Here is a 16,171-nt window from a genome sequence, read left to right on the forward strand (position 1 = left end):
ATTAAAAAGATTAAGAACGGAAGTAAGAAAATATGAAAAATATTGCTGTCATTTTAGCAGGTGGTATTGGGTCACGTCTTGGCTACAGTAAGCCTAAACAGTTTATAAAAGTAGCTGGAAAAATGATTATAGAGCATACTGTTGAAATATTTCAGAAATATAATGAAATAGATGAAATTGCTATTGTTTGCCATAAAGATTATATCGATACTGTAGAAAGCATAGTAATCTCAAATCATTTTAATAAAGTAAAAAAAATACTCAATGGGGGATCTGAGCGCCATGAGTCCTCTCTTGCAGCAATTGATGCATACGACGAAGAGTGTAATTTAATTTTTCATGATGCAGTTAGACCACTGGTTAGCAATATGATAATTGGTGATACAGTAAAGGCATTATCTCAGTACAATGCAATAGATGTTGTGGTGCCAGCAACTGATACGATTATTCAAACAGATGGAGAGTTAATTACAGACATTCCAAACAGAGATGTACTAAGAAGAGGACAAACGCCTCAAGGTTTCAAAAGAAGCATTATTAAAAAAGCATATGATATTGCCTTAAAAGATGATCATTTTAAAGCAACAGATGATTGTGGAATTGTTAAGACATATCTACCAAATGAGCCTATATTTTTAGTGAGAGGCGAAGAGTCGAATATGAAACTCACATATGAAGAGGATCTCTTTTTACTCGATAAATTTTTTCAGCTTAAAAGCATGGAGATTGTTGATAATGACAAACAGGCACTTCACCTGCTTGACGGTAAAACTATAGTGGTATTTGGAGGAAGTTATGGTATTGGTAGAGAAATAGTCAAAATAGCCAAACAGTATAATGCAAAAGTATATAGTTTTAGTCGTAGTGAGACAAAAACGGATATATCAGATATAGAAAATGTAAACAAAGCACTACAAATTGTTGTAGAGGAGTGTGGAAATATTGATTATATTATCAATACCGCAGGCGTATTGGACAAAGAACCACTTCTTAATATGAATTATGAAACGATAGAAAAGGCCGTTTCTATTAATTATATGGGTAATATTATTATTGCCAAAGAGTCTTTTGACTATCTTAAAAAGAGTAAAGGAAAACTACTCTTTTTTACTTCAAGCTCCTATACAAGAGGTAGAGCCATGTATAGCACATACTCATCACTGAAGGCGGCAACGGTTAATTTTGTACAAGCTATAGCAAGTGAGTGGGGCAATTTTGGAATACAAATAAACTGTATCAATCCAGAACGCACCTTGACACCCATGAGGATTAAAAGTTTTGGCAAAGAAGACCCTAAAACGCTTTTGAGTGCCAAAGAGGTAGCCATATCATCTCTTAAGACACTTTTGATGGATATTTCAGGGCAAGTTATTGATGTCAAGAAGGGTGCTGAGTGATAAAAAAACTATTGAGACCAGTCAAATATTTTCTGTTTGCAATAGAAGCACTTTTTGTATCAAAATATAATAGTATATTTCATAAGAATTTTACATGCAATAAGAACTCTAAAAGATGCGAGTCTAATAGAAAAAGTCCAAATTTTAGATTTGATTTATTGGGAAAAAATGCACCTAAATGCTGCGTTACTAACCTATATCATCTTTTAAAAGATATTACTGAATTATTTGATAAACATAATATTGAATACCAACTATGTTGTGGGACCCTTTTGGGTGCATTTAGACACAAGGGGTTTATCCCTTGGGATACGGATGTTGATTTGCTGGTACCAGAAAGTAAAAAAAAAGAAATATTAAATATTTTATCGGATAAATTTAATCGTCAGTATTATGTAGAAGAGGAGAGGGACGATAGTATTGTGGGCAGCTTAATAAAAGTACATATAAGCAAAATAAACTCTTTACATGTTGATTTGTATACGTATATTCAAAAAAATGATGAGTTCATTTATGCACATAATAGAAAATTTAAAGTAGAAAATGTATACCCCCTTCAAAAAATAACATTTTATAACCTTAAACTATCTGCCCCTAAAAATATAGAAGAGCAATTGATTGTATTGTATGGGAAAGATTACATGAAATATGCCTATAAACAGTGGGCCTTAAATAAACAAAAATTTAAATTAATAAAATTTATGCCTGCAAAAATAAATTTATGAAAAAAGAACTATTTAACTCATTTTCATTTACTGCTCTTTCATCTGGACTATTTTTTGTATTTAACTTCTTTATTGCAAAAATGCTTGGGGCAAATGAGTATGGACAAATAGTCTACTACTTGTCATTTATTAATATATTTGCTTTAATGATTAGTTTAAACTATTCGGCATTATATATGGGAAATAGAATAATTGACAATGATAGTAATACATTTTCACTATTTATCTCTTGGCAAAGCCTCTTTTTTGTTATAGCTTTTATTCCTGCTTTTTTGATATTAAGTTACTTTTTTAGCTCTGTTAGAGAGATTATTGCAATAGCTTTAATTGCATATTTATTAACTGTTGTATCAACCATTGGCTTAGAGTTTAATGCCAAAAAAGAGGTTGCTAAATCTATTTTAATCTCAGTTTTAATTCCAAGAGTTTTACTTATTTTTATATTTATAAACTTATTCATATTTGGTATTGCCAATTCTCAAAATTATCTATACGTCTATTCAGTTGTTTTATTGCTTGTGGCACTATATTTTACCTTACAGCTAAAACCAAAAATATATTTGAAAAAAGAGATACTTAGTAGGGCTTGGAAGTTTTATCTGCTTGGAGTTATTGGATCAAGCTTTACCTATTTGGCTCAGATTTTACAAAAAAAATATGGCAATTATGAGATACTAGCAACACTTGCAATTGTATTACTTATTTTTGCAGGTTTAAGCTTGGTTGGTACAGTTTTAGTTAAGTTTGTATTACCAAAAATTCATGAATATTATAGAGAACAAAATATTAAAGCAATAGAAAAACTCTACTCCAATAATACAAAAATAGTATTGATGGTCGTAGTACCATTGCTTATATTTTTTTATTTTAATTTAGATTTAGCTACAAAGATGCTAGGTGATGGTTACAGCCATTTGCCTATGATGTTTTCTATACTTCTAATAGGCTATACAGCAGATTTGTTAACAGGCATAACAGGTTATCTGCTTAGAGCTACTAAAAATGAGAAGTATGAAATTTATAATGAAATCGTAAGGTTAGCTGTAGGACTTGGATTAATATATGCATTAAAAGAGAATCAATATGGAGTGGCTATTGCCATAACCATATCTATGCTTATTTATAATATATTAAAGTTTTTAGAAGTGTACTATCTATTTAAATTTATTCCATTAAATTTAAAAGAGATGACATCTGCCTTGGTTTTGGTAGGCATATTGATTATCCTTTTTTTTGGTATAAGCAAGATAGATATGATAAATCTAAGGGTTATTTTAAATATAGTTCTTTTAGTGGCAAGTTATACGATAGTTTTTAATTACATAAAAAGAGATAAAAATCTTTTAAAAGGGTACAGATAGTGTTAAGTAGAGTTAAATATTTTTTAGAAAAAAATAGATTTATAGCAACCATTGCAAGGTTTGCATATAGAAGAACAATTTTAAAATACAAACATTACAGACAAAATAGAAACTTTTTAAAAAATGCCAAAGAGGCATTATTGCAAATTAGTTTTGTATTTGATGAATTAAAAAATGATTATTGGCTGGAGTTTGGAACACTATTAGGGGCAATTAGAGAAAAAGGTTTTATTTCCCATGATATAGATATAGATCTAGGCTTATGGTTAAAAGATTACAACCCTAATCATGATTTAGTTTTTAAAAAATATGGCTTTAAAAGGGTTAGAAAAATAGAAATAGATAACAGGAAATATGGTTTAGAGGAAACATATATCTATAACGGCATAACGATAGATCTATTTTATTTTAGACGAGAGAATGATATTCTTATTTCTCATAATTTTATTAATGAAAATGGTAAAAGTTGGGAAAAAACTATTCATGATAGAGGAGGATTAATAGTAAGAGAGAAATATATACCATACTCAAAACTTATAAAAATAAACTTCTTAGATATTTCTACTTATATCCCAAAAGATTATGACATACATTTAAAAGCAATTTATGGCAATACCTATATGATACCAAACCCAAAATGGAATCCATATACTATGGAAAAAAATGTAAAAATACTAGAAGATAAAATTGGTAAAGTATATAATTATAACTAGTAAAACTACTTAAAGGTACTTGATGAAAAATAATCTTATTTCGGTGATTATGAGTGTTTACAATGAAGATCCAAGGTGGTTAAGAGAGGCTGTAGAATCCATATTGAACCAAACATACAAAGAACTAGAATTTATCATCATTATGGATAACCCAAATAACTTAGCATTAATAGAGATATTGGAGGAATATGCAAAAAATGATAGTAGAATAAAACTATTTATTAATCAAAAAAATATGGGATTGGTATATAGTTTAAATAGAGCATTAAAATATGCTAGTGGAGCATATATTGCAAGAATGGATGCTGATGATATATCTTACCAAGAAAGGCTCAAGAAGCAACTAAATTATTTGCAAACAAAAAATTTAGATCTAATAGGTACAAATATTCGTTTATTTAGAAATGGGAATGACTACTTTTATGAAAGCGATAAGCTGTTAACGCATAAATATCTTAAAAAAATGTTGCAATATGGTGCCATAGGTATTGTGCATCCTACTTTTTTTGGTAAAAAAGAGATGTTTGAAAATTTAAATGGATATAAAAATGTTTTGTATGCTGAAGATATGGAATTTTTATCTCGTGCACTGTGTAGGGGGTATAAAGTTGGCAATATGCAAGAGATACTTCTTGATTGCCGATATCGTAATGATAGTATCACAAAAACATATGCATATGTTATGCATGAAAACACGCAATATATAACTAATATTTTTAAGCGATGTCTCAAAACAGAAAACTACGATCTCTATCCTAGGGAGTACGAAACTGCAGCAGACAAAGAAAAGAATTTTAATACAAAACAAATACTTTTAGCAGAAGCAAGAGCAGCTTTGGGCGATAAAAAATATATAAAAGCAATATTTAAAATTTTAATTGCTATTTATTATTCACGAAGTACATTGTATGCACTAAAAATAAATCTTGCACTTAAGATATTAAAAATATTAGAAACTAGAAATCAAAAAAGAGAAAAAAAATGAATTTTTCAGTTTTACTATCTGTGTACCATAAAGAAGATCCTCTATTTTTGGCACAAGCCTTAAATAGTATTGAGATTCAGACACTAAAGCCAAACGAGATTGTTATTGTTAAGGATGGTCCCTTAACTTCTGAACTTGATCAGGTGATAACCCAATATGCACAAAATACACATATTGCATACAAGGTGATACCCATTCAGAAAAATGTTGGTCTTGGACAAGCACTAAATGAAGGACTTAGGCATTGCCATTATGAATGGGTAGCGCGTATGGATACAGATGACATAGCTTTGCCTGATCGTTTCAAAAAGCAAATTGCTTACCTGAGACAGTATCCTAAAATAGATATTCTTGGTAGCTGGATATGTGAGTTTGAAAATGAACCTTCACATTGTAACAGGAAACGCCGTGTACCTTCAGCACATCATGAAATTATCTCTTATGCTAAATATCGAAATCCAATGAATCATATGACGGTGATATTTAAGAAAAGTGCTGTTGAGGAGGCAGGTGGCTATCTTCCTTTGAATAGCTTTGAGGATTACTATCTATGGATGCGTATGCTGAAAAAAGGTAAAATATTTGCTAATCTTTCTGAGGTAACTGTGCATGCTCGAGCAGGAAGAGAGATGATAAAGCGAAGACAGGGGTGGCGCTATGCAAAAGATGAGATGGCACTTGGAAGGAAAGCCTATAGTTTGGGTTTTTGGTCTTTAGTAGACATTGTGAGAAATAGCTTTATACGAATATTGCCGAGACTTTTACCGGTTATTGTAGTAGAAAAAGTGTATAATTCACTGAGAAAATAAAAAGGTTATTACATAGATGGAAAACAAACAAGTATTTGGAACAAGAGAAGCACTTCTTTTGATGATGATGGCATATATTTTTAGTTTTGCTATACGTATGATATGGGTATATCAATTTCATGGTAACCCCAATTTTTTCTGGAATGAGCAGTTGATGATTAATACCAATGATGGGTACTGCTTTGCCTCTGGTGTACAAAAAGTACTCTTTGATATGCATGCAGATAATCCTCGCATCCCTTCTGTGTGGTCTTATGGAGTGGTGGCATTAACTGTATTGCTTACTAAACTAACGCCATTTACCATGGAAACGATTATACTTTATATGCCTGCAATTATTTCAAGTTTGGTTGTGGTGCCCATTATACTTATTACGAGACTCTACAAAGAGTCAGCATGGGGATTTTTTGCAGCATTGGTGGGTTCCATTACGTGGAGTTACTATAACCGTACGATGATAGGGTATTATGATACTGATATGTTTTCGGCAATGGCACCGATGTTTATTCTATACTTCCTAATGAAGAGTACTGTAGATTTTAGTTTAAAATCAGCACTGTATGCGGCATTAGCAATTGCAATATATCCATTTCTCTATAATTCGGGAGCCTCTATTGTCTATGCAATGGGTATAATATATGCACTATATCTCATTGTGTATCATCGCAATCAAGAGACTACTTATTACTCAATCATACTTGTTTTTCTAGCATTGATTCCCTTTCCTTTTGATGATCCATTTTCCTATATTTTAAAAATTGCTGTACTTGTGATACTTTATATATTTTTGTATCAGAGAAAGATATTGGCACAAAAACAGGCAATGGTTATGGCAGGCACACTGTTTATACTTTTTATGTATTATGGAAATGTTTTTGGCTTGATTCTTTCAAAGATTGTTTTTTATACAACAACTGGGACTACAGGTAAAGGTTTACACTTCTACTCGGTATCTCAGACAATCCGAGAAGCAGGAAAGATTCCTTTTGAAATATTTGCAAATCGTATTTCGGGCTCTATACCGAGTTTAATAGTGGCGATAGCAGGATATATTATGCTTGTGATACGTTATCGACCCTTTTTGTTGGCATTACCATTGGTGGCAATAGGCGCCTTTGCAATATGGGGAGGGTTGCGGTTTACTGTATATGCTGTACCCATTGCTGCAATATCTTCAGTCTATCTCTCTCATTTTCTAATTAGTAAAATATCTAAGAGAAGAGGCTCCTATATCTTTGGTATGATGATGCTAGTAGTAGCAATACTCTCTCCAAACATTAAACATATTATTGGGTATAGGGTGCCAACGGTTATGAAGAGTATAGAGGTGCGGGATCTTGATAGGCTTAAGCAGATCTCTTCTTCAAAGGATTATACGATTGCATGGTGGGACTATGGATATCCTATTTGGTTTTATTCTAATACGAATACCATTATTGATGGCGCTAAACATCAAAATGATAACTTTATTGTTTCTAAGATTATGCAGACAGACTCTCCTGAGCTTGCAGCCAATTTAAGCCGGTTAGCAGTAGAGACTTATGTCTCTTCTGGTTATAAAAATATTACTGATACACTTTTTAAAAATGGTCAAAAAGATCAGATAGATCCAAATCTACTTTTGACAGAACTTGAGAGTCGTTCATATAAGCTTCCTAAGAAGAGTAGAGAAGTTTATTTATATTTTCCCTCCAAAATGTATAGTATCTTTCCGGTAGTAGCACGGTTTGGAAATATTGACCTAACAACTGGGGAGCCTGAGCGAAATATTGCATTTTATCCTACACGGAAAATAAAGAGCAAAAAAGATTTTTTAAAATTTTCAAATGGTATTGTTTTTGATATTTCTAGGGGTGAACTAATTCTCAGAAAGAGACGAGTGCCTCTAAAGTATTTTGTAACTACAGGGTTTTCCAATGATGGAAAGCAGCGGACTCGTGCACAGATGTATCATTCTGATGGTAGATATGCAGTCATCTATATGCAAAGTTATGGACAGTTCATTGTAATGGATGCAGAGACATTTAACTCTATGTATGTGCAGATGTCTATTTTAGGAAAATATGACAAAACACTTTTTGAATTGGTTGTCTCTTCTCCATATTCGAAGATATATCGCGTAAAAAGATAATTTCTAAAGAGAATATTTCTCTTTTTGCAATAGATAACGGTATAAGATTAGATAAGAAGAAATAAAAGTAAAGGCAATGAGGATATTGCTTATAGACTTGCTAGAATAGACTGTAGAGAGTACCATAAATGGAAGAGTAGACATTACGATAAAAAGTGCAGTTAATGGATTGTTTTTTGTGAGTTGCCTATAGATAAGCATATGTAGGTGTTTATTATCGGGTTTCAGGGGAGATAGTCCGAGACTAAGTTTGCGAATAATGGAAAAGATAACCTCCCAAACAGGATAGATAAATACAGTTAAAATATACCAAGGACTAACACTTTCATACCTACTTGCTAGAAAAATACCTATAATTGAGACTATAAAACCAAGCAAATAGGCACCTCCATCTCCAAGAAATATCTTACCTTTGGGAAAATTGAGTACCATAAAACCTAGTATTGCGCCCATAATAATTTCAATGATTTGTACCATTTCGCTACTATTATTTTGATGGGCAGTGATATCAAAAGAAAGCAGGATAAAAAAAATCACACCAGCAGCAAGACCATTGAACCCATCAATAATATTAATAGCATTCATCATGCCTACAATGGCAAAAGCACTAAAAAGCATACCAAGCCAATAGGGCATATTGATACCTAGTCCAAGATAGGTAACAACAGAATGTGTAAGCCAAATTGCACTTATTGCAGCAAAAACCTGAAGAATAAGTCGGAAATGGGGACTTAGAGTGTTATGGTAATCCTCTAAAATACCGCTGAGAAAGGCAAGTAGCAAAGGAAGCATCAGTTGTACACCTAAAGGAGAAAAAAGAAGTAAAATTATACCAAGAAAAATACCGATACCTCCTCCACGTGATGTTGTAGAAGTATGAAAATGTTGAGGTTTTGTACTATGTTCTGGATCTAAGAAGAACTGGTATTTTCGACTAAGGAGGATAATCAATATTAAGCTAAGCAAAGAGATAACAAAGGAGTAAAGTGATATAAAATTCATTATAGGTACTTTTTATAAAATTATACAGTAGTGTAGATTATGGTAGGCTATAGTCTTTGAGTCTCTTTCTGTTTTTTCAGTAGGCACCGTAGTGGCAAACTCTTCACTTCATATCATCTCTCACTTTAGGATATTTTGATAAAATTAGAGAAATTTTAAAGAGACAGTAAATGAAAATTGCAATTGTTAAACTATCAGCCATGGGCGATATTATACATGCCATGACGGCACTTCAATATCTCAAAGCAGTTAACCCTCATATACAAATAGATTGGATTACCGAAGAGGTGTTTGCACCTATATTGGAATATAATCCTGATATTGACACGATCCTTCCTGTAAACTTAAAAGGTTTAAAAAAAAGAAGATCCCAGTTTTTTATAGAGGTAAAAAAAATACGTACATATGCTAAAAATAATTATGATTTGGTCGTAGACGTACAAGGACTTTTAAAATCATCAGTTGTCTCTCGTATAATTGGTAAAACAGTAGGATTTGATGCGCAATCATCAAGAGAACCTATAGCCTCTTTATTTTATTCGAAATGCTTTCAAATACCATATGAGATGAATGTTATTGAACGTAATATAAAATTAATACTTCAAGCTATTGGAAGTTCCGATAAAGGGATTGATCTTATGACCAAAAAACCTTTTTTATTTTTTGCAGAATCAGAGAGAAAAAATATACTTCATTTTCTTAAGAAGAGAGGAGCACATATTGTTCATTTTTTAGGTTCAAGTTGGGAGAGTAAGGTATACCCCAAAGAGAAATTTCTTCAGGTGATTCAAGGATTGGAGGGAAATCACCTTTTGGTATGGGGGTCAGAAGAGGAGAAGAAAAGTGCAGAGTATATTGCCTCAAGAAGCAATGCAGAGGTAGTTCCTAGGTTGACATTAGGAGAGCTTAAGGCATTGATTTCATCTGCTGATTTGGTCATTGGGGGAGATAGTGGTCCTACCCATATGGCTTGGGCTTTAAATCGTCCAAGTATTATGCTCTTTGGACCAACATTGGCGACAAGAAGTACATTACAAACAACAATCAATAGAGTAGTTGATTGTGGAAAAGAGATAGATCCTAAAAACATAGATAAAAAAGATTTCTGTATTGGCAATATTCCTGCAGAAAAAGTTATTTCACTGGCTAAGGAGCTTGGAGTATGAAAGATTTTTTTTCTGTAATACTTTTTTATACCTTTAAAGTTTTTATATCATTATTGCCTGATCGTTTTATGTATACAATAATGAAAAGTATTTCTTATATGATATATCGTTTTGATCATAAGCATAGAAAGATTGTGGAGACTAATCTAAACCTTGCTTATGGAGAAGAGATTTCAAAAGAGAAGAAAAAAGAAATTGCAAGGAAAACGTATTTAAATATTTTACTTTTACTAGTCGATTTTATTCGAAACCATGGTATTTCTCACCAATCATTACTAAAAAAAGTAACATTTCAAAATGAGCATATTTTGACCAATGCCCTTAAAAACAAGAAGAGGGTTATTTTGATTGGGGCTCACTACGGAAATTGGGAATTACTACTTCTTTCTATTGCAGCAAGATTTGGGTTATTTACGGGAGTTGGAAGAAAATTAAATTCTCCTATGATGGATAGAATATTGAAGAAAAATCGTCAACAGTTTAATATGGAAATGCTTGATAAAAAAGGAGCAATGAAATCAATGATTCAGACATTGAAAAATAATCGCATATTGGGTTTACTGGTTGATCAAAATACTAGCGATAATGAAGGAATATTGATTGACTTTTTTGGCAAACAAGCAAGACATACACCATCAGCAGCTATTTTGGCACGACGTTGTGATGCATTAATTGTTCCAGTATTTATTACTATGGATTCCTATCCTCATCATACGGTTACTTTTTATGATCCAATTGTGGTAGACAAAACAGATGATAAAGATTTGGATATACGCCTTTCTGTACAAAAACAAGCTGCATTAACAGAACAGATTATTCGACAAAAACCAGAAGAGTGGTTTTGGTTACACCGCCGATGGAAAAACCAGTATAAAGAATATTATCAATAAAAATATGATAATGGAAAGATATGTGAGTTTTGACTGAAATTAGGGGTGTGTGTATCAATTAGGCATATTATCTACAGCCTGACACAGTATATGACCAATGAGAATATGCATCTCTTGTATGCGAGGAGTATCGTTAGAAGGAATAACAATATTAAGATCACACGCTTCATTCATTTTTCCACCATCTCTGCCTGAAAAACCAAGACATAGGCAACCTATTTTTTTAGCCATTTTAAAAGCAGAGATAATATTTTGAGAGTTTCCGCTAGTAGAAATACCTACTAGAAGATCACCTTTTTGTGCCAATGCCTCAACTTGCCTACTGAAGATTTTATCATAGCCATAGTCATTTCCTATAGCCGTTAATGCTGAAGTGTCTGTAGTAAGGGCGATACCAGGAAGTCCACACCTTTCTGTTTTGTATCGTCCAGTTAATTCTGCTGCAATATGCTGTGCATCGGCCGCCGAACCACCATTACCACAAAGTAGAATTTTATTCCCACATTTGAGGGTTTCAGTCACTATTATGGAGGCCTTTTCAATAGTTGGGATAAGCTGTAAAATAGTAGCTTCAAGAGTTGTTTTGTGCGACTCAAGCTCAGACAATATCATAGAATGCATGACCCCTCCTTTTGTGTTATGGTAGCCAAACTTCACATAATCCGAGATAATGGAAATTTAATGTATAATCGCACTAATGAAACAGCTGATTAAATACTTTCTTCCTTATATGCTTGATGGCTACAAGAGAGAATTTTTTCTCTCGATACTTGGTATGATCGCAGTAGCATTAGGCACAACACTTTCGGCACATCTACTAAAACCGGTACTTGATGATATCTTTATCAACAAAGATCAACAGATGTTGAAATTGATACCAATTGCGATTGTTGGTGTTTTTATGTTGAAATCGATTGGTCGGTTTGTGCAAACTTATTACACTGTTTATATTGGGGATGATATTGTAAGAAAACTTCGTAATAAACTTGCTAAACATCTTATGTATCAAGATATTGGATATCTCAACCGTATGCGTAGTGGTGAATTACTTAGTCGTGTTACAAATGATATTAACCGTATTCAATTGGTAGTCTCTTCTATGATTCCAACGATGATGGTTAAATTATTACTTATTGTAACGCTAATAAGCTATATTATCTATCAAAGTCCTAAGCTTGCATTCTATTTTTTGGTTATTATGCCACTTGCGTTGTTACCGCTTCAGATATTGGCAAAAAAAATGAAGAGATACTCTATGCGTGCGCAGGAGAGTAACTCTGATTTAACCTCTCGCCTAACAGAGATTTTTAATAATATTGAAGTGATTAAGTCAAACTCTTCACAGAATTTTGAGTATGAGCGTTTTGCTAAGGAAAATATGAATTTTTTTCAACTTGCAATTAAGCAGATGAAAATAAATGCACTTGTTGGCCCCTCTTTAGAGGTTTTTGGTTCTATGGCAATTGCCGTTGCTATTTATGTAGGCGCACTTCAAGTTATCCATGATGAGATTACTGTGGGAACTTTTTTTGCCTTTGTAACAGCACTTTTTATGCTGTATGATCCTATCAAAGTACTTTCCAATATACACAATTCTATTCAAGATGCTGTTGCTGCAATGGAGCGTATGAATGAATTGTTTGAACATAAGCCTACTATAATATCAGGAAAGAGTGAGTTGCCTTTTGTTCAAAATGTTTATTTTGAAAATGTCTCCTTGACATATGGAAGTAAGATAGCACTTACACATATTAATCTTGAAGCTCAAAAAGGTAGGGTTTATGCTTTGGTTGGCGATAGTGGGGCAGGAAAGAGTAGTTTTGTTAATCTATTGGTACGTTTCTATGACCCAACTTCAGGCATTATAAAGATTAACAAGAAGAGTATTTCTGAGTACACACTTACATCTTTACATAGCAAGATTGCTTATGTTACTCAGCGTGTCTATATTTTTCAAGATACCATTCTTGCCAATGTTGCTTACGGTGAAGTACCAAACGAAGAGAAAGTAATCAATGCACTTAAGCGAGCATATGCATGGGAGTTCGTAAAGAAGATGGCTGAGGGTATCCATACATCATTAGATGAGTTTGGTGTAAATCTTAGTGGTGGACAACGTCAGCGTATTGCACTCGCAAGAGCACTCTATAAAGATCCAGATATCCTTATTCTCGATGAAGCAACTTCCGCATTGGACAATAAAAGTGAAAAGGCAATACAAAAAGCCCTCGAAAATATTAAAAGTGAAATGATTACCTTTATTGTAGCTCATAGACTTACTACTATAGAAAAAGCAGATACTGTTTTACTTTTTGAATCTGGTAAAATTATTGAACAAGGCAACTATCAAGCATTACTCCATGATTCCGAATCTTTTCGAAAGCTTGCTAATAAGCAAGAGCCCTAACATTTGATCTTGTCAATCATTGCTGACGTGCTCTTTCCTTCAATAAAATCAATTAATCTTATCTCAGGTACAATATCACTTCCTGCAACTTTTTTTCCTCTGTAGTCAGCACCCTTGACAAGTATGTTTGGCATCACTTGCTTAATAAGATTATAGGGAGTATCTTCATTAAAAGAAACAACATAATCTACACTTTCTAATGCTGCAAGCAAATAAGCACGGTCTTCAAGTAAGTTGACCGGTCGTGTTTCTCCCTTAAGTCTTTTGATGCTCTCATCACTATTGAGTCCTACAATAAGCACATCACCAAGTTCTTTTGCTTGTTGTAAGTAGCTAGCATGACCTCGATGAAGTATGTCAAAGCATCCATTAGTAAAAATAACCCTTTTTCCTTGTGCTTTAAGACGTTTAGCAATCCACTTAATCTGTTCGAAATTTTTTATTTTACTCTCTGCTTGACCCTTATTGAGGGAATGCTCATACTCCTCTATTTCATTAAGAGTTGCGGTGGCTGAACCAACCTTTGCTACGACAACAGCAGCAGCTTTATTGGCAAACTCACAAGAAGATCGAATATTTAGACCACTTGCAATAGCAACACCTAGTGAAGCAAGGACTGTATCACCGGCACCAGTGACATCATATATTTCTCGCGCAACTGTAGGGATAATCTCCATATCTTTGTCAAAAATAGCAATTCCTTCTTCACTTAGTGTAATCATGCCATAGGTTAAATTTAGTTCATTTTTAAGTTTAAAACCAGCCTCTTTAAGAAGGGCATTACTATCGAGAAAAAGACCCGTTGCCTCTGAAGCCTCTTTTTTGTTTGGGGTTATTAGCATAGCTCCATAATATTTACTATAGTCCTTTCCTTTAGGATCAACAAGTACAGGTATTTTTGCTTTTTTTGCCAATGTAATAATTTTTTGGGTCAGGGTAGGAGTGAGAACACCTTTGTCATAATCGGAGAGAAGAATAGCGTCATACCGCTCAATCTTTTGAGTAAAATATTTTAAAATTTCTATTTCTGAAGCAGGAGTAATTTTTTGTTTACTTTCGTCATCGAAACGGATAATCTGCTGATTGGAGGCGATGATACGACTCTTTTTTGTGGTAATACGTTCTATCTCATGAGTAAAAATAGATTCAACAATACCAGATTTTTGAAGCATTGAGATAATGGTTTTGGCATTATTGTCTTCACCAAGCACTGTGAAAACATCTACACGACTTTCCATGGCAATAAGGTTACTAATAACATTTCCTGCACCACCTAGAACACTATTCTCTTTCTCAACTTCGAGTACTTGTACTGGTGCTTCTGGTGAGATACGTTCGCATTTACCCCAAATGTAATGATCTACCATGAGATCACCGACTACTGCAATATGTGGTTTCTTTTGCCTTATTTTGTCCATATATAATTTTTGTTTCATAAGGATATTATACCTTGTTGGGTTTTAGTCCTAGTTACCGAAGTAGTAGGTATTAGGGATGAGTTGGATTTTATATATACAAGAAGATCAGCAAGGGAAGCAAAGTGGTACTTTGTATTTAAAAAATTACCTTCTCCAATGGCAATAGTATAGCCAATTTTGGCATTTTGAGCGAGATCTATATCACTCTGTTTGTCACCAATCACCCATGAATTTCCAAGATCAATGTTATATGCGAGACACGCTTGCTCTACCATTCCCGTATTTGGTTTGCGGCAATGGCAATTTGTGTCAGGTGTATGTGGACAGTGGTAGACACCATTTATAGCAATACCATACTTGCTAAACTGTTTTACCATCCATGCTGTTACTGTTAAAAAGTCATCTTCGGTGTAATACCCTCGGCAAATTCCTGACTGGTTTGTAATCACAAAGATCAAATATCCTGCGTTTGAAAAATATTTTGTTAATTCAAAGATACCATCAATAAATTTAAAACTATCTATACTATGTACATAGCCATAGTCAATGTTGATAATGCCATCACGGTCAAGAAAAAGGGCTTTGTGTTTCATATGTACATTGTATTATTCATGGGCTTAGAGAGAGAAATTACTTTTTAAAATTAATGGAGAATTCACAGAAAATAAATAAAAAATATAGATTTACTCTAAAACGTTAAACATATAGCCAAAGTTGTTTCCCTGAAAATAGCAGGGAAACAAGTATTCCATTCTTTGTCTGTAGGGATTATGGAAATTTATTTTTAGAGTAAATTGTTTATATCTATTTTTCTTTGTTCTTTTTAACTCCCTGACTATTTTTAATATCACCTTTAATATTGGCTATAACTCTCTTGCCGATACCTTTTACACGTTTTGCCAAATCTTCATATGACTTAAATTCTCCCTTATGCCGCTCTTCAATAATGGTATCTGCTCTCTTTTCGCCAATGCCATTAAACTGCATCAACTCCTCTTTGCTTGCACTATTAAGCTTTTCAAGGCTCATGCCAAAACCTGTACTTACTAATACCATAAGTACTAAAATAATTTTTTTAAGCATTGCTGTCCTTTATTGTTTTTTATTGCGCTATTGTTCAAAAGCACAATAATGATTATACATAAAATTTATTATTTATATGATAAA

General features: G+C 33.1%; 15 protein-coding genes. 10 read left to right on the plus strand and 5 right to left on the minus strand.

What is annotated here, in order from left to right:
• Positions 1–32: 32 nt before the first annotated feature.
• The 7 genes from LGB01_02160 to LGB01_02190 are packed head-to-tail and all read left to right on the plus strand — an operon-like array spanning position 33 to position 8,121.
• Positions 33–1,397 (plus strand): bifunctional cytidylyltransferase/SDR family oxidoreductase, encoded by a 1,365-nt coding sequence (locus LGB01_02160; GenBank protein MCB4753018.1) that lies wholly within the window; start codon positions 33–35, stop codon positions 1,395–1,397.
• Positions 1,394–2,122, plus strand: coding sequence for a LicD family protein (locus LGB01_02165; GenBank protein ID MCB4753019.1), 729 nt, complete (start codon positions 1,394–1,396; stop codon positions 2,120–2,122). The genes LGB01_02160 and LGB01_02165 overlap by 4 nt, the downstream gene beginning before the upstream one ends.
• On the plus strand, positions 2,119–3,483 hold the full coding sequence (locus LGB01_02170; GenBank protein MCB4753020.1) for a hypothetical protein: 1,365 nt from the start codon (positions 2,119–2,121) through the stop codon (positions 3,481–3,483). The genes LGB01_02165 and LGB01_02170 overlap by 4 nt, the downstream gene beginning before the upstream one ends.
• Entirely contained in the window at positions 3,483–4,196 is a 714-nt protein-coding gene (locus LGB01_02175; GenBank protein ID MCB4753021.1) for a LicD family protein, read from the plus strand. The genes LGB01_02170 and LGB01_02175 overlap by 1 nt, the downstream gene beginning before the upstream one ends.
• A 22-nt stretch (positions 4,197–4,218) precedes the next feature.
• Positions 4,219–5,181: a glycosyltransferase gene (locus LGB01_02180; GenBank protein MCB4753022.1), complete on the plus strand. Its 963-nt coding sequence runs from the start codon at positions 4,219–4,221 to the stop codon at positions 5,179–5,181.
• On the plus strand, positions 5,178–5,990 hold the full coding sequence (locus LGB01_02185; GenBank protein ID MCB4753023.1) for a glycosyltransferase: 813 nt from the start codon (positions 5,178–5,180) through the stop codon (positions 5,988–5,990). Before LGB01_02180 ends, LGB01_02185 begins: the two co-directional genes overlap by 4 nt.
• Positions 5,991–6,006: 16 nt before the next feature.
• Positions 6,007–8,121, plus strand: a complete 2,115-nt coding sequence (locus tag LGB01_02190) for a peptide-binding protein (protein MCB4753024.1) — start codon at positions 6,007–6,009, stop codon at positions 8,119–8,121.
• A gap of 3 nt (positions 8,122–8,124) precedes the next feature.
• Here LGB01_02190 and LGB01_02195 read toward each other — a convergent pair whose 3' ends face one another.
• Positions 8,125–9,123, minus strand: a complete 999-nt coding sequence (locus LGB01_02195) for an undecaprenyl/decaprenyl-phosphate alpha-N-acetylglucosaminyl 1-phosphate transferase (protein MCB4753025.1) — start codon at positions 9,121–9,123, stop codon at positions 8,125–8,127.
• Between the two features lie 170 nt (positions 9,124–9,293).
• Here LGB01_02195 and waaC point away from each other — a divergent pair, with 170 nt between their 5' ends.
• On the plus strand, positions 9,294–10,289 hold the full coding sequence (gene waaC / locus LGB01_02200) for a lipopolysaccharide heptosyltransferase I (GenBank protein MCB4753026.1): 996 nt from the start codon (positions 9,294–9,296) through the stop codon (positions 10,287–10,289).
• Positions 10,286–11,179 carry a lipid A biosynthesis acyltransferase gene (locus LGB01_02205; GenBank protein ID MCB4753027.1) on the plus strand — a complete coding sequence of 298 codons (894 nt, stop codon included), beginning with the start codon at positions 10,286–10,288 and terminating at the stop codon, positions 11,177–11,179. Before waaC ends, LGB01_02205 begins: the two co-directional genes overlap by 4 nt.
• A 54-nt stretch (positions 11,180–11,233) precedes the next feature.
• On the opposite strand, the gene gmhA is transcribed toward LGB01_02205, so the two are convergent.
• Complete coding sequence (gmhA, locus tag LGB01_02210) at positions 11,234–11,800, minus strand: D-sedoheptulose 7-phosphate isomerase (GenBank protein ID MCB4753028.1); 567 nt, start codon at positions 11,798–11,800, stop codon at positions 11,234–11,236.
• 76 nt (positions 11,801–11,876) lie between these two features.
• On the opposite strand from gmhA, the gene LGB01_02215 reads away from it, so the two are divergent.
• A complete protein-coding gene (locus LGB01_02215) occupies positions 11,877–13,586 on the plus strand; it encodes an ABC transporter ATP-binding protein/permease (protein ID MCB4753029.1) in 1,710 nt (569 codons plus the stop codon).
• Here LGB01_02215 and rfaE1 read toward each other — a convergent pair.
• The 3 genes from rfaE1 to LGB01_02230 form a co-directional block, all read right to left on the minus strand.
• Complete coding sequence (rfaE1, locus tag LGB01_02220) at positions 13,583–15,004, minus strand: D-glycero-beta-D-manno-heptose-7-phosphate kinase (GenBank protein MCB4753030.1); 1,422 nt, start codon at positions 15,002–15,004, stop codon at positions 13,583–13,585. The two genes, LGB01_02215 and rfaE1, sit on opposite strands and share 4 nt — an antisense overlap.
• Positions 15,005–15,018: 14 nt before the next feature.
• Positions 15,019–15,597 carry a D-glycero-beta-D-manno-heptose 1,7-bisphosphate 7-phosphatase gene (gmhB, locus tag LGB01_02225; GenBank protein MCB4753031.1) on the minus strand — a complete coding sequence of 193 codons (579 nt, stop codon included), beginning with the start codon at positions 15,595–15,597 and terminating at the stop codon, positions 15,019–15,021.
• Between the two features lie 211 nt (positions 15,598–15,808).
• Complete coding sequence (locus LGB01_02230; protein MCB4753032.1) at positions 15,809–16,087, minus strand: DUF655 domain-containing protein; 279 nt, start codon at positions 16,085–16,087, stop codon at positions 15,809–15,811.
• Positions 16,088–16,171 lie beyond the last annotated feature (84 nt).

Origin of the sequence: Sulfurovum sp., assembly GCA_020525365.1 — a bacterium.
Classification (GTDB): domain Bacteria; phylum Campylobacterota; class Campylobacteria; order Campylobacterales; family Sulfurovaceae; genus Sulfurovum.